Origin of the sequence: Agrococcus sp. Marseille-P2731, assembly GCF_900117395.1 — a bacterium.
Taxonomy (GTDB): Bacteria; Actinomycetota; Actinomycetes; order Actinomycetales; family Microbacteriaceae; genus Agrococcus.
Window position 1 is genome coordinate 1,092,709 of the sequence record NZ_FPEG01000003.1, and the last position, 19,519, is coordinate 1,112,227.

The following is a 19,519-nucleotide window of genomic DNA, read 5'->3' on the forward strand; positions in this document are numbered from 1 at the left end:
ACCGATCCCACGGAGCGGCAGGTGACGCGAGGAGGCGGCGATGCTCGGAAGCTCGTCATCCCGTGCTCGGCCAGAGGCCGGCACAGCCTCCGTCGCGCTCGGGGTCATCACGGAGGATCTCCAGGCCGCCGTCAGCGTCGCCGGCCGCCTGCAGCAGCGCGGCCTGCGCGTCGAGGTCGTCGACGATCCCTCGACCGTGCCGATGCAGGGCCTCCACGCCATCGTCGTCGACCTGCAGGCGCAGGATCGGCTCGAGGACGCCACGGACCTCGCGGAGCAGTGGACCCGGTGGCTGCGCGAGCGCGGTTGCCTGCGCGTCGAGCAGCGCGTCGACTCCGCCTTCCGCGGCACGCCGGCCGATGTGCACCGCGGCGTGCTGCGGGGCGCTGGCGCTCGTGACCCGATCGTGACCGTCATCACCGGCTATCCGACCGCCGGCCGCATCTGCGTCGAGGGCGAGCAGCGCGTGCATCGCCACGGCCAGGGCGTCGAGGTGATCCCGGTCGCCGAGCGGCTCGAGCTCGAGGGCGACCCCTTCGTCGTCTCCGTCGACTCGCTCACGCTCGGCATCGAGGCGGCCACGCTCGCCGTCGAGCGCGCGATCGCGGCCGGCCACCGGACCCTGATCTTCGACGCGGCGAACGAGGGGCACCTCGAAGCAGCAGCCGGCGTCGTGCACGGGCTGGAGGCGCAGCACGAGGTGGTCGCGGTCTCCAGCGGTGGCTGGCTGCGCTGCCACCCGGCGCTCGACGCCGATGGCTTCGTCGTCGTCGCGGCCACGGGTGCCGCCACGCTCGACCGTCAGCAGCTCGCGCGCGTCGCCGACGTCTATGGCCCCGCGGCACGCGTGACCACCACGGCAGCGCTGCTGCGAGAGACGGATGCGATGCTGCTGGAGACGGTCGCCCAGCACCGCGTCGTGGTGATCCAGGCGCCGGAGCGCACCGGTGACGACCCGCTGCTCGCGGCCGACGACATCGCCGCCGCCGTCCGGCGCCTGCTGGATGTCAGCACTCGAGGCGACCACCCCGCCCTCGGCGTCGTGGTCAGCGGCGGGGTGAGCTCCGGCAGGACGATCCGTGCCCTCGACGCCGTCGCGCTCAAGCCCGGCAACGAGCTCGAGCCGCTCTGCCCCGTCGTGCGCCTCACGGGCGGCCCCTTCGCGAACCTCGCCGTCATCACCAAGGCCTCGAGCATCGGTGCTCCCGACACGCTCGTGCGGCTCGTGCGCCGCCTCACCGGCTCCTGACGCGCATCCGCTCGCTCGCCGAGCCCACCCACCTGCTTCCTGCACCCCATCCGCACCGATCGAGAAGGAAACCATGACCCTGTTCGACTCCGCCTCCGCCGCCCTCGTGATCATCGACATGCAGGGGGCCGTGCGGCGCCATGCAGCAGCCCCGCACGACGCCGACACGGTGATCAGCCGCGTCGCCGGCCTCGTCGACGCCGCGCGCGAGGGCGGTGCGCTCGTGGTCTACGTGCGCACGAGCTTCCTCCCCGACGAGTCCGACTCGCTCACGATGGTCAAGCGGGTCGACGCCGAGCGCAACGCGCCGAAGCGGTGGGACGGCTGGGACCAGCTCGTCGAGGAGATGCAGCCGCTGCCGACCGAGCCCGTCATCATCAAGCGCTCGTGGAACGCGTTCTACGGCTCCGACCTCGACCTGCAGCTGCGCCGGCACGGCATCGAGACCGTCGTGATGTGCGGCATCTCGACGAGCTTCGGCGTCGAGGGCACGGCTCGCTCGGCCTACGACCACGGCTACGAGCTCGTCTTCGTCGAGGACGCGATGGCGTCGCAGACGACCGAGCAGCACGACTTCGCCGTGCGCGAGGTGTTCCCGCAGATCGGGCGGGTGCGCGACGTCGCGACCGTCACCGACAGCTTCCGCGCCAGCGCGCTGACCGTCGCCTGAGCGCGGCCGAGAGAACAGGACACGTCCATGACCGAGACAGCCACCACCCGCGCGATCTTCGACGACCGCTTCGGCTCGAACGAGCGCTTCACGACCATCACGGGCATCACGAAGGCCGCCCGCCACCACCTCTCCGAATCCGCCTGGGACTACCTCTGGACGGGCACGGGCGCCGAGACCTCGGTCGCCCGCAACCAGTCGAAGTTCGACGAGCTGCTGTGGGAGGTGCCGCTCTTCGCCGGCGTCAGCAACCCCGACACCTCCACGAGCGTCTTCGGCTACGACCTCTCGATGCCGCTGTTCACGGCGCCGTTCGGGCAGGAGGCGACGTTCCACTCCGACGGCCACCCGGGCATCGGCCGCGCCTGCGAGCGTGCCGGCATCCAGCAGATGGTGCCCGTCGCGGCCTCGTACCGCCTGGAGGACGTCGCAGCGGCATCGAACGCCGCGCACTTCTACCAGATGACCCTCGTCGGCGACGACGACCTCGTGCTGGCGATGATGCAGCGGGCCAAGGACGCCGGCTACACCCACATCATCGCGACCTACTCGCCCATCCGGCAGTGGCGCGAGCGCCTGATCGAGAACCGCTTCTCGTCGCGCACGACGGGCGACAACATCAACTTCGGTCCCGAGGGCTCCGACCCCGCCGGGCTGCAGGAGCTCGTCGCGTTCACGAAGCCGCGCTACACCTGGGCCGACGCGGCCCGCATCATCGAGCAGGCGCCGCTGCCCGTGATCATCAAGGGCATCCACAGCGCCGTCGACGCGGTCGCGGCCCGCGACGCGGGCGCTGTCGGCCTCTACGTCTCGAACTACGGCGGCCGCACCATCGACCGCACGCCGTCGACCATCGAGGTGCTGCCCGAGATCCGCGCCGCAGTGCCTGAGCTGCCCATCGTGCTCGACTCGGGCATCCGCCGTGGCAGCGACATCGCCGCGGCCGTCGCGCTCGGCGCCGACGCGGTCGCGATCGGCCGGCTTACCGCGCTCGGCCTCGCCGCCGACGGCGAGGAGGGCGTGCTGCGCGTCATCGAGATCCTCAAGCAGGAGCTGTGGATGACGCTCGGTCACCTCGGCTGCTCGTCGATCGCCGACCTCGGCCCGCACGTCTTCCGCCACAACCCCTTCGCCGTCTGATCCCTCACCCCACGAAAGCGAGCACATCATGAAGATGCGAACCACGGGAGTCGCGGTGGCCGCTGCCGCTGCGCTGCTCCTCGCCGCCTGCGCGCCGGGAGGCGCCGCAGGCAACCCGACCGACGCCCCGGCCGATGGCTCGGCTGCTCCGGTCCCCGGCCAGGTCACGGGTGACCTCAACACCGTCAACACCGCGGAGGTCGAGCCGGGCGGCGAGATCACGATGGCGATCGAGAAGACCATCCAGAACTGGAACACGCTCTCTGCCGCTGGCGACATCTCAGAGGCCGTCTGGGTGACGGGCCTGCTCTACCCGAGCGCGTTCGTGATCCAGCCCGACGGCTCGACCCTCGAGATGAACGAGGCGCTGCTCGAGAGCGCCGAGGTCGTCAGCCAGGACCCGACGGTCGTCGAGTACGTGATCAACGAGGATGCGGTGTGGTCGGACGGCGTGCCGATCACGGGTGACGACTTCATCCTGCAGTGGCAGATGCTCAACGGGCGCGACTGCCCCGAGTGCGCAGCCGGTCGCAGCGACGGCCTCGACAAGGTCGAGACGCTCGAGCAGTCGGAGGACGGCCGCACGGTGACCGCGACCTTCTCCGCCAACTTCTCCGAGTGGCAGCGCGGCTTCAACCGCCTGCTGCCCGCGCACCTCGCCGAGGAGAACGGCGGGCTCTACGAGTCCTTCAGCGACTACTTCGTGAACACCGTCCCGGTGTTCTCGGGCGGGCCGTACATCATCACCGACTTCCAGCCGGGGATCCAGATCGTGCTCGAGCAGAACCCCGAGTGGTACGGCGATGCGCCGAACCTGGAGAAGGTGACGTTCTCGATGATCACCGACTCGCAGCAGACGCCGATCGCGATGCAGAACGGCGAGATCGACGTCATGTACCCGCAGCCGCAGGTCGACCTGCTGCAGCAGGTGCAGGGCATGACGCAGCAGGGCGTCAGCTTCCAGATGAACCAGTCGCTCGTGATGGAGGCGCTCGTCTTCAACCACTCGAACTCGTTCCTCTCGGACCTGCCGCTGCGCCAGGCGATCGCGACCGCGATCGACAAGCAGAGCGTCATCGACCGCACCGTCGGCCAGTTCGACGAGTCGGTCACCCCGCTCGGCAACGGCATGATCATGCAGCAGCAGACGGGCTACGAGAACCACAGCGACGCGCTGAACTACGGGCTCGGCGACACCGCCGCGGCCGAGGCGATCCTCACGGATGCCGGCTACACGATCACCGACGGGCAGCTCTTCACTCCCGACGGCGAGGCGGTGCCTGCGCTGCGCGCGGTCTACTCGGTGGGCAACGCGGTGCGCGAGTCGGCCATGCAGGTGATCCAGACCGCCGTGCAGCCGCTCGGCATCTCGCTCGCGCTGGAGACGACCGATTCGCTCGGCGACACGATGTCGAACATCGAGCCCTACGGCCACGACATCGTGCTCGTCGGCTACACCGGCTCGCCCTTCATCGCGTCGAACGCGCATGACCGCTACACCTCGGGCACGGGCGACAACCCGCACTACTCGAGCGCAGAGGTCGACGGGCTCGTCGACCAGGCGCTCGCCGCGGAGTCGCAGGAGGAGGCGATCGACTTCATCAACCAGGCCGACGAGGTGTTCGTGCACGACCTGCTGCTGCTGCCGATGTACCAGAAGTCGACGCTGATCGCCTACCCGAGCGACCTCGGCAACATCCGCGACAACCCGACCCTGAGCGGTCCGCTCTACAACCTGCACGAGTGGGGCTTCACGGGCGAGTGAAGCGAGCCGGATGCGGTCGGCGGCGTCGCCACCCGCCGCATCCGGCACCGCAATGCAGCCCGGTGCGGGGAGCGATCCCCGCACCGGGCACCCCGGTCGAGGAGCACCGGGACGAGAGGAAGGAGAGCCATGCTGCGATACACGCTCAAGCGCATCGCGATCGCCGTGCCGATGATCATCATCGCGTCGTTCGCGATGTTCATGATGGTGGCGCTGTCCGGTGACCCGATGTCGCGGTTCCGCTCGATGGATCCGCCGCCCCCGCAGGAGGCGCTCGATCAGCTCGAGCGCGAGCTGGGGCTCGACCAGCCGGTGCTCGTGCGCTACTGGAACTGGATCACCGGGATCGTCCAGGGAGACTTCGGTGCTTCGGTGCAGAACGTCGACATCGGCGCAGAGCTCGGCGCCCGGATGGTCGTCAGCTTCCGCCTCATCATCATCGCGGTGCTCGTCGCCGCGGTCGTCGCCGTCATCGTGGGCGTGATCAGCGCGATGCGCCAGAACGGCAGCCTCGACGTCACGCTCAGCGTCATCGTCTTCATCGCCCTCGCCATCCCCGTCTTCTGGATCGGCGTGCTGCTGAAGTACGCCGCGATCGAGGTGAACAACGCCGCGGGGTCGACGATCTTCTTCACCGTCGGCGATGGCGCGTCGACCGGTGCGCAAGGGCTGCAGCTCGTCGGCTTCCTCGCACTGCCGACGGTCGTGCTCGTCATCAACCAGTTCGCATCCTGGAGCCGCTACGTGCGCTCGTCGATGATCGAGGTGCTCAGCGCCGACTACATGCGACTGGCGCGCGCCAAGGGGCTGACCAGGGGCCGCGCCGTGGTGCGCCACGGCCTGCGCAACGCGCTCATGCCGTTCGTCACGGTCATCGCGCTCGACTTCAGCGCCCTCGTCGGCGGTGCGATCGTGACCGAGAGCATCTTCCAGTGGCGAGGCATGGGCGACCTGCTCCTCAACGGCATCCGCAACCTCGACGTGAACGTCGTGATGGCGTGGCTGCTCGTGTTCGCGACCGCGACGATCCTGCTCAACCTGCTCGCCGATCTGCTCTACGGCGTGCTCGACCCCCGCATCCGCACCGCCTGAGGAGGCCGCGCATGATCCCCTCATCGCCCACCGCGCGCGACGCCGTGGCAGCGCCTCGGCCCTCGAGCCGACGCAAGCACCCGGCACTGCGCCGCTTCCTCCGCAATCCCACGAGCGTCATCGCGCTCGCCGTCTTCGTGCTCGTGCTGCTGTTCGCGTTCGTCGGGCCGCTGGTGTGGCCCTATCGCTACGACGTCTACACCGACGACATCTCGCAGGCGCCCTCGCTCGCGCACCCCTTCGGCACCGACAGCACGGGCTACGACACCATGTCGCAGATCATGCGCGGCACGCAGCGCTCGGTGCTCATCGCGCTCGTCGTCGCGATCTCCGCGACGATCGTGGGCTCCATCGTCGGGGCGATCGCCGGCTACTTCCGCGGCTTCACCGACGGCGCGATCATGCGCGTGATCGACATCATCCTGGTGTTCCCGTCGATCGCCGTCGCCGCCGTGCTCGCCTACCTCTCCACCGGCTCCGAGACCAGCTGGGTGACGATCGCGGCGGTGCTCGCGTTCCTCGCCTGGCCCGTCGTCGCCCGCATCGTGCGCGCGACCGTCATGTCGCTCGCGACCTCGGAGTACGTGCTCGCGGCCCGTGGTCTCGGCGTCAGCCACTTCGGCATCATCGTGCGCCACCTCATCCCGAACGCCATGGGCACCATCACGGTCGCCGTGACGGTGCTGACCGCGACGGCGATCCTGTCGGAGACGGCGCTGTCCTACCTCGGCTTCGGCGTGCAGGCCCCCGACACCTCGCTCGGCCTGCTCGTCTCCACCTCGCAGAGCGCGGTCATGACGCGGCCCTGGCTGTTCTACTTCCCCGGGCTCTTCATCGTGATCATCGCGCTCTGCGCATCCTTCATCGGGGACGGCATCCGTCACGCGCTCGATCCCCGCCAGTCGACGAGGAGGTCGGCATGACGATCACCGCCCACGAGCCGGCGACGCCGCTCACGACCGCACCGCTGCTCGAGGTGCGCGACCTGCACGTGCGCTTCGGCGCGATCCACGCCGTGCGCGGCGTCTCGTTCGACCTGCAGCGCGGTGAGGTGCTCGGCATCGTCGGCGAGTCAGGCTCCGGCAAGTCGGTGACGTCGAACGCGATCATGGGGCTGCATCCCGATCACACGACGATCGAGGGCTCGATCAGGTTCGAGGGGCAGGAGCTCATCGGCCTGCACGACCGCGCGATGTCGAAGCTGCGCGGCGCGCGCATCTCGATGGTGTTCCAGGATCCGATGAGCTCGCTCAACCCCGTGCTCACCGTCGGCGCGCAGCTGATCGAGGCGATCCGCATCCACCGCGACATGCCGAAGGCGGAGGCGCGGCGCGAGGCGGTCGAGCTGCTCGGCGTCGTCGGCATCCCCGATGCCGAGCACCGCATCGACCACTACCCGCACGAGTTCTCCGGCGGCATGCGGCAGCGGGCGGTCATCGCGATCGCGATGGCCAACCGCCCCGACGTGATCATCGCCGACGAGCCGACCACCGCCCTCGACGTCACGGTGCAGGCGCAGGTGCTGGAGGCGCTCGACCAGGCGCGCAAGCACGTGAACGCGGCGCTCATCCTCGTGACGCACGACATGGGCGTCATCGCGGGCCACGCCGACCGCGTCCTCGTGATGTACGGCGGGCGGATCGTCGAGCGCGGCGGGGTCGACCAGGTCTTCGAGCACTCGCGCATGCCCTACACGCGCGGGCTGCTCGCGTCGATCCCGCGCATCGACCAGCGGGATGCGCCGCTGATCCCGATCCCTGGAGCGCCGCCGAGCCCGGCGAGCCTCACCGGTCGGGCCTGCCCGTTCGCCGACCGCTGCGCCTTCGCCCGCGACACCTGCCGCGAGTCGGAGCCCGAGCTGCTCGTGATCGACGAGGCGGCCGCCGCGCTCGACGACTCGCGCGAGCTGGGCACGCACGCCGCAGCCTGCCACTTCGCCCGGCAGCCGGAGATCGTGCGCGCGCCCCTGCCGAGCGTGCCCGTGGCGGACGTGGTGGTCGAGCGCGACGCGCAGGTGCTGCTCGACGTCGACGACCTCGTGCAGCGCTACGACCGCAAGGATCGCGCCGGCAAGCGCACGAGCGTGCTCGCGGTCGACGGCGTCTCGTTCACGATCAGGGAGGGTGAGACGCTCGGCCTCGTCGGCGAGTCGGGCTGCGGCAAGTCGTCGGCGGCTCGCGCGATCACGCGGCTGCAGACGATGACCTCCGGCGCCGTGAGCGTGCGCGGCAGCGACCTCGCCTCGGCTCGCGGCAAGGCGCTCACCGCGATGCGGCGCCAGATCCAGATGGTCTTCCAGGATCCGTTCTCGTCGCTCGACCCGCGCATGTCGGTCGCCGACCTGATCGGGGAGGCGCTCGCGCTCGCGCGGGTCGATCGCAAGGACCGCCCGGAGCGAGTCGCGCAGCTGCTGCGCGACGTGGGCCTCGCCGAGTCGATGGCCGAGCGGTACCCGCACGAGTTCTCCGGCGGCCAGCGCCAGCGCATCGGCATCGCCCGGGCGCTCGCGACCGATCCCGACGTGGTCGTGCTCGACGAGCCGGTCTCTGCGCTCGACGTCTCGGTGCAGGCCGGCATCGTCAACCTGCTCTCGCGCATCCAGGCCGAGCGCGGCCTCGGCTTCCTCTTCGTGGCCCACGACCTCGCGGTCGTCGCGCACATCTCCGACCGCATCGCCGTCATGTACCTCGGCCGCATCGTCGAGATCGGCACGCGCGACGAGGTCTTCGACGACCCCGCGCATCCATACACGAAGGCGCTGCTGTCGGCCATCCCGATCCCCGACCCCAAGGTCGAGCGCGAGCGCCAGGCGATCACGCTCACGGGCGACATGCCGTCGCCGAGCGACCGGCCGACGGGGTGCGCCTTCCGGGCGCGGTGCCCGATCTTCGCGACGCTGCTCGACGACGAGCGCCGAGAGCGCTGCATCGGCGACGACCCGGCACTCGAGCCGACGTCGGCGACGCGCGACGCCGCCTGCCACTTCCCCGAGCTGACCAGAGCGGTGCAGCACGCGTGAGGGTCGTGGTGATCGGCGCCGGGTCCATCGGCAGCCACGTGGCGTTCAGGCTGCTCGAGCAGGGCGCAGAGGTCGAGCTGCTCGACGCGAGCCAGCCGGGCGGCGGCACCTCGGCATCGTCGATCGCCTGGCTGTCGAGCTATCCGCAGATGTCGTGGCAGGAGGAGCCCGGCAAGGCGAAGCTGCGCGGTGAGGTGCACGACATGTTCGCCCGGCTGCAGCACGAGCTGCCCGGTGACTACCTGCACTGGTCGGGCACGCTCATGTGGGGCTATCGCCACGAGCGCGACGAGCTGCGGCGCGCTGCCGCCGCGGTGCGCGCGAAGGGCGTCGAGGTGCAGGAGCTCGGCGCCGACGAGGCGCGCAGCCTCGCGCCCGGCCTGCGGCTGCGCGACGACGAGGTGGTCTTCCACGAGACGGGTTCCGGATGGGTCGATGGGCCAGGCGTCGTGCGCGCCCTCGTCGCCGCGATCGGCGCGCGCGGCGGCAGCGTGCGCCGCGGCGCCCGCGTCGTCGGCTTCGAGCGCGCGGGGGAGCGGCTGGTCGCCGCGCGACTGCAGGACGGCTCGCGCGTCGAGGGCGACGTGTTCGTCAACGCGGCAGGCAGCTGGTCGAGCCACGTCGCCGCGATGGCAGAGCTCGCCATCCCGCTCGAGCTGATCCCCGGCAAGCTCGTCTACACGCAGCCGATCGACTCGATCAGCCACGTGATCAACGGGCCCGAGTGGTGTGCCCGACCCGACCCATCCGGGGGTCTCGCCGTGCACTGGCGGGGCGGCCCGCAGGATGCCACGCACGGCGCGAACGCCCGCTCTGGCCAGGAGCTGATCGACGAGATCGCGACGGCACTGCCGGAGCTCGCGGGCACGGCGCCGGTGCGCAGCTCGATCGGCATCCGCGCGATCCCGCCCGGCGGGCCCGTGGTCGGCGCCGTGCCGTGGCTGCGCAACCTCTACTTCACGGTGTCGCACGGCGGCATCGGCTGGGGCCCGATGTGGGGGTGGATGGCCGCCCGCGAGCTGCTGGGCGGCGAAGACGTGGGAGAGCTCTCGGCCATGCGGCCGGAGCGCTTCTACCTGGAGCCCATCGCGATCGGCCGCTACGCCGACGATGCCGAGCAGGTCGCGCGATAGGGAGGCGCGTCGGCGGCCGCGTCACCTGTGCGATGCGGCCGCCGATGCGACGCCGTGCGGATTCCGCCCGCGGGCGAGGAGGATGGGTCCATGAGCAGCATCAGCAGCGCGTCGGCCTTGCGCCGCATCGCACCGGGCCTGCTCGTCGCAGCTGCCGCCGCGCTCATCGCGTGGGGCGTGCACGCGGCGCTGCCCGCCGTGCCGCTGCTCACCGCCGCGGTGGTGCTGGGCATCGCGGTGGCGCAGATCCCTGCAGCCCAGCCGGTGCTCGCCGGCCGCCTGAAGCCCGGCCTCAGCGTGGCCGCCAAGCGCTGCATGCGCCTCGGCATCGTGCTGCTCGGCCTGCAGCTGAGCCTCGTCGACATCGCCGCGCTCGGCTGGGTGGCGATCGTCGCCGTCATCGGCGTGCTGCTCATCACCTTCGTCGTGACGCTGGGGCTCGGTCGCGCGCTGCGGCTGCCGGGGCACCAGCCGCTGCTGATCGCCGCGGGCTTCTCGATCTGCGGCGCCTCGGCGATCGGGGCGATGAGCGCCGCGACCGGCTCCGACGACGAGGAGGCCGCGACCCCCGTCGCGCTCGTCACGCTCTGCGGCACGCTCGCGATCGCCGTGCTGCCGCTGCTCTGGCACCCGCTCGGCCTCAGCGCCGTGCAGTTCGGGCACTGGGTGGGCGCGAGCGTGCACGACGTCGGGCAGGTCGTCGCCACCGCGCAGATCGCGGGCTCGGCGGCGCTCGCGGTGGCCGTCGTCGTCAAGCTGACGCGCGTGGTGATGCTGGCGCCGATGGTCGCGGTGACGACGCTCGTCATGCGCCGGCGCTCCGAGCCCGCGCCGGGCGCCTCCCGGCCGCCGATCGTGCCGCTGTTCGTCGCCGGCTTCATCGCGGCGATGCTGCTGCGCTCGTTCACGACGGTGCCGGATGCCGTGCTCGAGACCGCGGCCGCGGTGCAGACCGCGCTCCTCGCCGTCGCGCTCTTCGGCCTCGGCGCCGCCGTGCGCATCCGATCGCTGGTGCGCACCGGGTGGCGCGCGCTGGTCGTGGCGCTGGCGTCGTGGGTGCTCGTGGCCGCTCTTGCGCTCGGTGCTGTGCACCTGGGCTAGCGGCCGCGGCCGCCGGCTCAGCGCAGGGCGTCCTGCTCTGCCGGCGTCAGCGGTGCCACGAGGTGTCCCGCGAGCGTGAAGTGCAGGCGAGCGGCGAGCTCGAGCTCCTCGGCGATCGCGGCGGCGTCCTCCACCGATGCGCCCACCGCGACGAGCCCGTGCCGATCCAGCAGCACCGCCTTGGCGCGCGGGTCCCGAGCGAAGCCCTCGGCGCACGCCGCGGCGAGCTCGGGCGCACCGGGAGCGACGTAGCGCACCCGCGGCAGCGTGCCCACGCGCATCGTGTAGTACGGCGTGTAGTGCGGGAGCGCGTCGTCTCGGTCGAGGCCGGCCAGGCACGAGAGGGCGAGCGCCCAGGGCGAGTGCGTGTGCACGATGGCCCGAGCGGCCGGCCGCTCGCGATACACCGCGGCGTGCAGCACCGCCTCCTTCGTCGGGCGAGGGCCGTCGACGTGCGTGCCGTCGAGATCGAGCACGCTCAGCTCGGCGGCGACGAGGGCGCCCAGGCGCGCGCCCGTCGGCGACACGAGGATGCGCCCGCCCTCGATGGCGCTGATGTTGCCGCTCGTGCCGGGGCACATGCCCAGGGTGTCCAGCCGCGCGCCGAGCTCGACGATGCGCTCCGCCGCGCTCATGCCGCGGCCTCCGGCGCCTCGTCGAGCGCACGGTCGAAGACGTCGTCGCCGCCGAAGTTGCCCGACTTCAGGAGCAGGCCGATGCGCGGCTCGGCGAGGCTCGTCGTCCAGGGCACGCCAGGGTCGACCTCTGGCCCGATCGCGAGGGCGCGCACGCCGAGGCCGTTCACCACGGCGCCGCTCGTCTCGCCGCCCGCGACCACGATGCGGCGCACGCCGAGGTCGGCCAGCCGTGCGGCGATGCTCGCGAATGCCTGCTCGACCAGGGCGGCGGAGGCATCGACGCCGAGCTCCTCCTGGATGCCCGCCACGACCTCCGGGTCGCTCGACGAGTAGACGAGCGGCCGCTCGTCGATGCGGGCCTCGACGAAGGCGATGGCGTCGTCGACCACCGACTCGCCGGCGGCGAGGCGCCGCACGTCGATCTCGTACGACGGATGCGTCGCGCGGTGCAGCGCGACCTGCCGGCGGGTCGCCGCGGAGCACGACCCGGAGAGCACTGCCGCGGGGCCTGCGGGGAGTGCGAAGCCCGAGGCTGCGGCGTCGCGAGCGAGCACCAGGCGGCCGAGCGCCGCCGACAGGCCCGCGGCGCCGGTGGTGAGCGGGGCGTCGGCGACCGCCTGCGCGAGCGCGTCGAGGTGCGCGTCGGTCTCGGCGTCGGCGATCAGGAGCCGTGCGCCCGACGATGCTGCTTCGGCGAGCGCCGCAGCGATCGCTGCCGGCCCGCGCTCCACGGTCGTCAGCGTGACAGCGTCGACCGGCTCGGCGACCTGGTTGCCGAGCACCACTCGCAGATCCGACTCCCGCATCGGGTTGATGGGATGGTCGCGCATGGGCGACTCGGCGAGCGGCACCCCGTGCACGCTCAGGTGGGCGTCGCGCGTCGTCCGGCCGTTCTCCGGCACGGAGGGCGCGAACAGCACCGATGCCGCGCCGACCAGATCGGCGAGCGCGACGGCGACCGGGCCGATGTTGCCGCGGTCTGTGGAGTCGAAGGTCGAGCAGTACTTGAAGTAGAGGCGGGGCGCGCCGTGCTCGAGCAGCCACCGGGCTGCGGCGAGCGACTGCTCGACGGCCTCCGGGGCTGGGATGCTGCGCGACTTCAGGGCGATGACGACGGCGTCGGCGTCGGCACTCCCGTCTGCCGGGGGCACACCGAGGTGCTGCACCGCGGTGAGTCCAGCGCGCACGAGCATGCCGGCGAGGTCGGTCGCTCCCGTGTAGTCGTCAGCGATGACACCGAGCTGCATGTCGATCCTCTCGAAGGTGGTGTGCCGGATGCGCGGCGTGCGGAATGCGTGGTGTGCGGTGGAAGGATGTCGTGCGGCCGCCCGGGTGACGGCCGCACGACAGGTGCGGGTCAGACCCGCGCTGCGTCAGTCGCGCAGGGCGAGGATCGCCTCAGCCCACTCGCGCACCTGCGGGTCTGCCTCCTCGATGAGGCTCGCCGTCGGCTCGCGCCACTCGGCGAGATCGATCTCGAAGAACTCGACACCGTTCTCCTCGAGGAACGCGCGGTGATCCTGCGCCTCGGAGACGGACTCCTCGCGGTACGTCGACGAGACCGTGTCCGCGGCGTCGGTCAGGATCTGCTGCACCTCGGGCGAGTAGCCGTCGAAGGTGTCGCCCCACATCTGGAAGTGGAAGTTGCCGTAGAGGTGGTTGGTCTCGGTCACGAACGGCGCCACCTCGTAGAAGGAGGAGAAGCGCACGACGTCGAGCGGGTTCTCCTGACCCTCGATCGCACCCTGCTCCATCGCCGAGAACACCTCGTTCAGCGCCATCGGCGTGGGCGAGGCGCCCAGCGCCTGCCACGTGTCGATGTAGGTCTGCTGGTTCGGCACGCGCAGCTTCAGCCCGGCGAGATCGCTGAGCTGCTCGATGGGTCGCACCGAGTTCAGCTGACGGCCGCCGCGGTAGAGGTCGCCGATGAGCTGGAAGCCTGCGTCCTCACGCACAGCGGTGAGGATCTCGTCCGACATCTCGCCGTCCCACACCTCGAAGAAGTGCTCCTCGTCCTCGTAGAGGAAGGGGAGGCCTTCGATCGCGGCCAGGTCGGTGTAGCGCTCGAGCGAGCCGAGGCTCTCGATCACGATGTTGACGGAGCCGATCTCGAGCCCCTCCTGCATCTCCTCCCAGCTGCCGAGCTGCGCGGAGGGGAAGACCTCGATGGTGATTGCGCCGTCGCTGAGCGTCGAGACCTCCTCGGCGAGCTGCTCAGCGGCGCGGTGCTGCAGGCTGTCGACGGCGTAGGCATGGCCGAGCGTGAGGGCCATCGACTCGACGCCGCCCTCGGCGCTCGCGGTGTCGGGGCTGCTCGAGCAACCCGTCAGGATGAGTGCCGTGGCGGCCGCGGCTGCGGTGCCGACGACGATTCGGTTGGAACGGATCTTCATCGATGTTCTCCTTCGGATGGATGCGCGGAAGCGCGGTCGATCGACCGAGGACGCGTGCGCGCCTGGTGGTCGAGCGTGTGGGGTCTGAGTGCGGCTAGATGTCGAGCGGGTCGTCGGGGAGCTGGGTCGCGTGCAAGGAGGAGGGAGCGTCGCCGAGGGTTCGGCGAAGCCGTCGCTCCGCCCGGCGCATGTGCTGGCGCATCGCGGATTCGGCGCCGCGGCGGTCTCCGGAGGCGATGGCCTCGACGATGGCCGCGTGCTCGCCGTGCGACGAGTCCGTCTCGCCGGCCGCTCGCAGCGACCGGCGCATCCACACCCGCAGCAGCGACGTGATGTTCGAGAGCATGTCTCCGAGCGCGCTGTTGCGGGCGGCGAGCGCGATCGCGCGGTGGAACTGCACGTCGAGGTCGACGAATGCTGCGACGTCCCCGGCGGAGGACTCCATCTTCGCGAGCAGCGCGCGCATCGCGGCCACGTCGTGCTCGGTCGCGCGCCGCGCGGCAAGGCCGGTGAGCGAGATCTCGATGTGCTGGCGAGCCTCGACGAGCTCGACGAGACGGCGCTCGCCGAGGAACAGTCCCCACTCGATCACGCGGGGCAAGAGGTCTCCACCGGACTCGCGCAGGTAGGTCCCATCCCCGTGGCGGATCTCGACGACGCCGAGGAGGCCGAGCGACTGGATCGCCTCGCGCACCTGACTGCGGCTGACGCCGAGCTCCTCGGCGAGCTGGCGCTCGCTCGGCAGCTTCGAGCCCGCCAGCACGGGGCCGGAGAACATGCGATCGGTGAGCGCGTGCACGATCGCCTCGCGCACGTCGCTCGCATGCCCTCCAGCAGGGGCCGAGGGGGAGTGCTGTGCCTCGTCGTCGGGGCGCTCAGTGTCGTGCATGAGGGTCATGATCTCAGGATGCGGTTCCGTCGAGGTCTGCCCGGAGGCGAGCGAGCTCGCTGTATGCGTGGTCGCGAGCAGCGACCATCGCCGTGGCCTCCGCCTCGCTCAGGCCGAGGTAGCCGCCGCCGGACTTGATGCCGAGGTCGCCATCGGCGACGCGAGCGGCGAGCGAGGGCGGCACGGTGAAGCGCTCGCCGAGCGCGCGCTCGAGCGACGTGTACGAGCTCGCGTAGACGTCGAGGCCGGCCATGTCGGCGACCGCGAACGGGCCGTAGAGGGCGAGGCGGAACCCGAAGGAGGCGCGCACGATGGTGTCGATCTGCTCGGGCCCTGCGTGGCCGTCCTCGACCATGCGCGCCGCCTCCTTGAAGAGCGCGAACTGCAGCCGGTTGCAGACGAAGCCAGGGGTGTCTGCGACCACGGCCGGCTCCTTGCCGGCCTCGGTCAGCAGCTCGACGAGGTGCGCGGGGAGGGCCGGGTCGGTGGTCGCGTGGGGGATCACCTCGACGCCGGGCAGCAGCGTCGCCGGGTTGAAGAAGTGCACGCCGAGGAACCGCTCGGGGCGCGTGAGCGCCTCGGCGAGGTCGCCGATCGGGATCGCCGAGGTGTTCGTGGCGATCACCACGTCGTCGCCCACGACCGCCTCGATGTCTCGGAGCACCGCGTGCTTCACGTCAATCTGCTCGAACACCACCTCGAACACGATGTCTGCACCTTGCACGCCGTCGGCGAGCGATCCTGACCAGGTGAGGTTGGCCTCGACCGCCTGGCCCTGCTCGGCCGTGAGGTAGCCGCGCGCCACGTGGTCGCGCGTGTCGGCGATGACGCGGCCATGACCGGTCTCGGCGCGGGTGGCATCGGTGTCGATGAGCACGCAGCGTGCGCCGGCTCGCGTCAGCACCTGAGCGATGCCGCCACCCATGTATCCGGATCCGACGATGGCGATCGTCGTCGCGTCGAGCTGCATGTCTCTCCTTCGAGGGTCGAACGCTCATCGATCGCGAGAAGCGTGCGTCCTGAGTGTGCAACATGCGACTTCGACGTGTCAAGTGGTTAACCAGTGAGGAGCAGAACAGGCCGAAAATCGGGCTATGCATCGCGACTATTGCGCATCGACGGCATTCACTGGTAGACCAGTGGATCGGTACTGGTGAACCAGTGAGCGATGGAGCCGATCGGCTCGCCCGCCGCTGCACCCGTGGATTCAAAGGAGAGACCGCGATGGAAGAGCGCAGGTGGATGCTGAACCCTCCGGGGCTGTCGGGAGGCATCCTGGGTGGGATCGATCGCGCGGTCTCGTGGGTCGTGGTCGTGGGCCTCGGGCTCCTCGCGGTGGTGATCTTCGTGCAGGTGGCCGCTCGCTACGTGCTGAACAGCCCGACCGTCTGGTCTGAGGAGCTGGCGATCAGCATCTTCGTCTGGGTCTCGATGCTGGCGATCCCGCTGGGCCTGCGCCGCGGCGAGCACCTCACGCTCGACTTCCTGGTGAAGCGCTTCTCGGGTGGTGTCGCGAAGGCTTCGGCGCTCCTCATCGCAGCCCTCAACATCCTGTTCTTCGTCGTCTTGATCGTGCTGACGGTCAACCTCCTGCCGGCAGCGGATCGGCAGCTGCTCGCGGGCATCGCCGGCGGGCTCGGCGTGCAGGCGAAGGTCTCGTGGGTCTACGTCGCGGTCGTCGTCGGCGGAGCGCTGTCGGTGCTGTTCTCCGTCGAGCGAGCGGTGCTGTTCGCGATGGGACGGATCCACACGCTCGTCGAGGATCCGGACCAGCAGATCATCGTGCAGCTCGAGCACGAGGCCGCCGACGGCACCCTCGACGCGCAGGCGGCGAAGGCGCGGCCGGGCGCGAGCCCGCGCAAGGACGAGGAGCGCTGACCATGGGATACGCACTCCTCGGAGCCTTCGCGCTCCTGCTGCTCATCGGCGCCCCCATCGGCGTCGCGCTCGGCCTCGCCTCGATGTTCGGCCTCGAGTTCTTCTCGACCGTGCCGCTCGAGGTCTCCGCGCAGCGCATGATCGCTGGCATCCGCAGCTTCCCGCTGCTCGCCATCCCGCTCTACATCATCGCCGGCGCGCTCATGAACGCGTCGGGCATCACGCAGCGCTTGGTCGACTTCGCCTACACGATCGTCGGCTCCATCCGCGGCGGCCTGGCCCACGTCACGATCCTCACCACCGCGATCTTCGGCGGCATCTCGGGCTCGCAGGTCGCTGACACATCCAATGTCGGCCGGCTGATGATCCCGCAGATGGTGCAGCGCGGCTACAAGCCCACCTACGCGGTCTCGGTAATGGCGACGGCCGGCGCGATGTTCGTCACGATCCCGCCGAGCATCAACCTGATCGTCTTCGGGGTGCTCGCCCAAGCGTCGATCGCCGACCTCTTCTTCTACGGCCTGCTGATCGGCATCGCGTTCGTCGTCGTGCTCATGATCGCGGCATACGTCGCCGCGCTCGTGCAGAAGCAGCCGGCGGAGGCGCGGGAGAGCTTCGGCAACGTCGCTCGGGCGTTCGGCCGAGCCATCTGGTCGCTCTTGCTGCCCGTCGTGATCATCGGCGGCATCCGGATGGGCGTCTTCACCCCGACCGAGGGCGGTGCGGTCGCGGTCATGTACGCGCTCGTCATCGGCTTCTTCGTGCATCGCGAGCTCACCTGGAAGAAGATCGTGCACGCGCTGCACGAGTCGGCACTGCTGGTCGGCGTCATCATGCTGGTGATCGCTGCCGCCCAGATGTACTCGTGGGCGCTCATCTCGGGCCAGATCCCGCAGCAGATCGCCGCTGCGATGCTGCGCCTCACCGACAACCCGCTGCTGATCCTGCTGATGATCAACGTGCTGCTGCTGGTGATCGGCACGGTGATCGAGACGAATGCCGCGCTCATCGTCTTCGTGCCGCTGCTGCTGCCGGTGGCGGTGGAGGTCGGCATCGACCCCGTGCACCTCGGCCTGATCATGGTCGTCAACCTCGGCATCGGCCTGCTGACACCGCCCGTGGGGCTCGTGCTGCTCGTCGCGAGCAAGATCGGCAAGGTCACGATCTCGGAGCTGCTGCCGTCGATGCTGCCGTGGTTCGGCATCTGCCTCGCGTTCCTCGCGGGCGTCACCTATCTGCCGTTCCTCTTCGGGTGGGTGTAGCCGGGCTCACGCCCTGCGACGTCGACGCCGCTTCCGGCCGCTGGTCATCCAGTGCCGGATGCGGCGTCGCCGTTTCGGGCTTCGGGCTCCGATCGTCGTCCGTTCAGGAGCCGCTGCTTCACTGGAAGCGCCCGTGACCACCCGCACGCACATCCGCTTCGCCGCTCAGGAGGGCGGGCACCGCGCCACCCAGAGGAGGCATTCTTCGTGACCCAGCACTTCGTCGCCATCGCGACCTACACCGCCAAGCTCGAGACCGCCGAGCAGGTCGCCGAGCTGCTGCCCGCGCTCGCGGCCGAGAGCCGCCAGGAGACGGGCAACATCTCGTACTCCATCGCCCGCGACCTCGAGCGCCCGCAGGTCTTCACGATCGTCGAGGTCTACGACGACGCGGATGCGTTCACGGCGCACCGCGAGAGCGTGCACTTCGCATCGATCGGCAAGATGCAGATCATCCCGCTGCTGGAGTCTCGGGTGGTCGTCGGCTACTCGGGTGACGGGGTCATCGGCTGAGCCGGCGGTGAGCCGCACCGCTCCTTGTCGATACCGTTGATGGTTGGGCAACGGAGGGAACCGGGCGATGCCGGATCTGGCAAATGGGAACTACGTCTCGCAGGCAGACGCCGACCGGCAGTGGGTCCCAGCGGCTCGAGACGTGCTCGCCGAGACCGCCCGTGAGTACGGGGCGTGGATCACGCACGAGGAGCTGAGCCAGCGGATCCAGGCGAGCACCGGCGTCACGACGCGGCAGCCCGCGGAGGAGTGGGTCGGCCGGGTGCTCGGCAAGGTGGCTACGCTCGCCGAGCAGCGCGGTGAGCCGCGACTGGCGTCGCTGTGCGTCGCCGAGGATCAGTCGATCGGCAAGGGCTACGTGAGTGCCGACCCGTATGCGGATGAGCGCACGCGCGAGCGGCTCGCCGCCGAGGATCGCCTCGACTGCTACCGCTGGGCGGGTGCCGAGATGCCGGCTGACGGCGGAGCGGCGACGTTGCCGCCGCTCGTGCTCGAGCGCCTCAGCCACGGCCGCTCTCGCAGCAGCGGCCGCGTGCGCGAGCGCCGGGCGCCAGCGAAGGCCGCCGCCACCCCGGCGCTTCGCGAGGTGACCTGCACGAGCTGCTTCATGGTCGTGCCGGCTGCTGCGGAGTGCCGGGAGTGCGGGGCCACGCTGCCCGCGCACAGCGCATCCCCCGATGCGTAGCCCGCTTCGCGCCTCATGAACTGCCTCGCCGTCGTCGTGCCGTTCGACCGCGGGTCAACCCCCATCGCTGCCCGTGTCTGGGCCCGCACCGC

Annotated in this window: 18 protein-coding genes; 13 read left to right on the forward strand and 5 right to left on the reverse strand. The window is 70.6% G+C overall.

Annotation, left to right across the window (positions count from 1 at the left end; translation table 11 throughout):
- Positions 1 to 40: 40 nt before the first annotated feature.
- The 9 genes from BQ6202_RS13455 to BQ6202_RS13495 all read left to right on the forward strand — a co-directional run bounded on the left by BQ6202_RS13455 (position 41) and on the right by BQ6202_RS13495 (position 11,169).
- Positions 41 to 1,249, forward strand: coding sequence for a four-carbon acid sugar kinase family protein (locus tag BQ6202_RS13455; protein ID WP_072314888.1), 1,209 nt, complete (start codon positions 41 to 43; stop codon positions 1,247 to 1,249).
- 73 nt (positions 1,250 to 1,322) lie between these two features.
- Positions 1,323 to 1,919 (forward strand): isochorismatase family protein, encoded by a 597-nt coding sequence (locus tag BQ6202_RS13460; RefSeq protein ID WP_072314889.1) that lies wholly within the window; start codon positions 1,323 to 1,325, stop codon positions 1,917 to 1,919.
- A gap of 27 nt (positions 1,920 to 1,946) precedes the next feature.
- Positions 1,947 to 3,059 (forward strand): alpha-hydroxy acid oxidase, encoded by a 1,113-nt coding sequence (locus BQ6202_RS13465; RefSeq protein ID WP_072314890.1) that lies wholly within the window; start codon positions 1,947 to 1,949, stop codon positions 3,057 to 3,059.
- Between the two features lie 28 nt (positions 3,060 to 3,087).
- Positions 3,088 to 4,824: an ABC transporter family substrate-binding protein gene (locus BQ6202_RS13470; protein WP_072314891.1), complete on the forward strand. Its 1,737-nt coding sequence runs from the start codon at positions 3,088 to 3,090 to the stop codon at positions 4,822 to 4,824.
- A 129-nt stretch (positions 4,825 to 4,953) separates the two neighbouring features.
- Positions 4,954 to 5,916, forward strand: coding sequence for an ABC transporter permease (locus BQ6202_RS13475; RefSeq protein WP_072314892.1), 963 nt, complete (start codon positions 4,954 to 4,956; stop codon positions 5,914 to 5,916).
- A gap of 11 nt (positions 5,917 to 5,927) precedes the next feature.
- Entirely contained in the window at positions 5,928 to 6,839 is a 912-nt protein-coding gene (locus tag BQ6202_RS13480; RefSeq protein ID WP_083587289.1) for an ABC transporter permease, read from the forward strand.
- On the forward strand, positions 6,836 to 8,935 hold the full coding sequence (locus BQ6202_RS13485) for an ABC transporter ATP-binding protein (RefSeq protein WP_072314893.1): 2,100 nt from the start codon (positions 6,836 to 6,838) through the stop codon (positions 8,933 to 8,935). The genes BQ6202_RS13480 and BQ6202_RS13485 overlap by 4 nt, the downstream gene beginning before the upstream one ends.
- Positions 8,932 to 10,068 (forward strand): NAD(P)/FAD-dependent oxidoreductase, encoded by a 1,137-nt coding sequence (locus BQ6202_RS13490; protein ID WP_159433648.1) that lies wholly within the window; start codon positions 8,932 to 8,934, stop codon positions 10,066 to 10,068. The genes BQ6202_RS13485 and BQ6202_RS13490 overlap by 4 nt, the downstream gene beginning before the upstream one ends.
- A 90-nt stretch (positions 10,069 to 10,158) precedes the next feature.
- Positions 10,159 to 11,169 (forward strand): YeiH family protein, encoded by a 1,011-nt coding sequence (locus tag BQ6202_RS13495; protein WP_072314895.1) that lies wholly within the window; start codon positions 10,159 to 10,161, stop codon positions 11,167 to 11,169.
- Between the two features lie 17 nt (positions 11,170 to 11,186).
- On the opposite strand, the gene BQ6202_RS13500 is transcribed toward BQ6202_RS13495, so the two are convergent.
- The 5 genes from BQ6202_RS13500 to BQ6202_RS13520 all read right to left on the reverse strand — a co-directional run bounded on the left by BQ6202_RS13500 (position 11,187) and on the right by BQ6202_RS13520 (position 16,059).
- Complete coding sequence (locus BQ6202_RS13500) at positions 11,187 to 11,804, reverse strand: class II aldolase/adducin family protein (RefSeq protein ID WP_072314896.1); 618 nt, start codon at positions 11,802 to 11,804, stop codon at positions 11,187 to 11,189.
- Positions 11,801 to 13,054 carry a 3-oxo-tetronate kinase gene (gene otnK / locus BQ6202_RS13505; RefSeq protein WP_072314897.1) on the reverse strand — a complete coding sequence of 418 codons (1,254 nt, stop codon included), beginning with the start codon at positions 13,052 to 13,054 and terminating at the stop codon, positions 11,801 to 11,803. The genes BQ6202_RS13500 and otnK overlap by 4 nt, the downstream gene beginning before the upstream one ends.
- Positions 13,055 to 13,180: 126 nt before the next feature.
- The gene (locus tag BQ6202_RS13510; protein ID WP_072314898.1) at positions 13,181 to 14,200 is read right to left on the reverse strand and encodes a TRAP transporter substrate-binding protein; all 1,020 of its coding nucleotides are present in this window, start codon (positions 14,198 to 14,200) and stop codon (positions 13,181 to 13,183) included.
- 94 nt (positions 14,201 to 14,294) lie between these two features.
- The gene (locus BQ6202_RS13515; RefSeq protein WP_200792260.1) at positions 14,295 to 15,098 is read right to left on the reverse strand and encodes a FadR/GntR family transcriptional regulator; all 804 of its coding nucleotides are present in this window, start codon (positions 15,096 to 15,098) and stop codon (positions 14,295 to 14,297) included.
- A 4-nt stretch (positions 15,099 to 15,102) separates the two neighbouring features.
- The gene (locus tag BQ6202_RS13520) at positions 15,103 to 16,059 is read right to left on the reverse strand and encodes a 3-hydroxyacyl-CoA dehydrogenase family protein (protein ID WP_072314899.1); all 957 of its coding nucleotides are present in this window, start codon (positions 16,057 to 16,059) and stop codon (positions 15,103 to 15,105) included.
- Between the two features lie 254 nt (positions 16,060 to 16,313).
- Here BQ6202_RS13520 and BQ6202_RS13525 point away from each other — a divergent pair, with 254 nt between their 5' ends.
- From BQ6202_RS13525 to BQ6202_RS13540, 4 genes are all read left to right on the forward strand, one after another.
- The gene (locus BQ6202_RS13525; RefSeq protein WP_072314900.1) at positions 16,314 to 16,967 is read left to right on the forward strand and encodes a TRAP transporter small permease; all 654 of its coding nucleotides are present in this window, start codon (positions 16,314 to 16,316) and stop codon (positions 16,965 to 16,967) included.
- A 2-nt stretch (positions 16,968 to 16,969) separates the two neighbouring features.
- Entirely contained in the window at positions 16,970 to 18,229 is a 1,260-nt protein-coding gene (locus BQ6202_RS13530) for a TRAP transporter large permease (RefSeq protein ID WP_072314901.1), read from the forward strand.
- 207 nt (positions 18,230 to 18,436) lie between these two features.
- Positions 18,437 to 18,742, forward strand: coding sequence for a putative quinol monooxygenase (locus tag BQ6202_RS13535; RefSeq protein WP_072314902.1), 306 nt, complete (start codon positions 18,437 to 18,439; stop codon positions 18,740 to 18,742).
- Positions 18,743 to 18,809: 67 nt separating this feature from the next.
- On the forward strand, positions 18,810 to 19,427 hold the full coding sequence (locus tag BQ6202_RS13540) for a hypothetical protein (protein ID WP_143143741.1): 618 nt from the start codon (positions 18,810 to 18,812) through the stop codon (positions 19,425 to 19,427).
- The last annotated feature ends 92 nt before the right edge of the window (positions 19,428 to 19,519 follow it).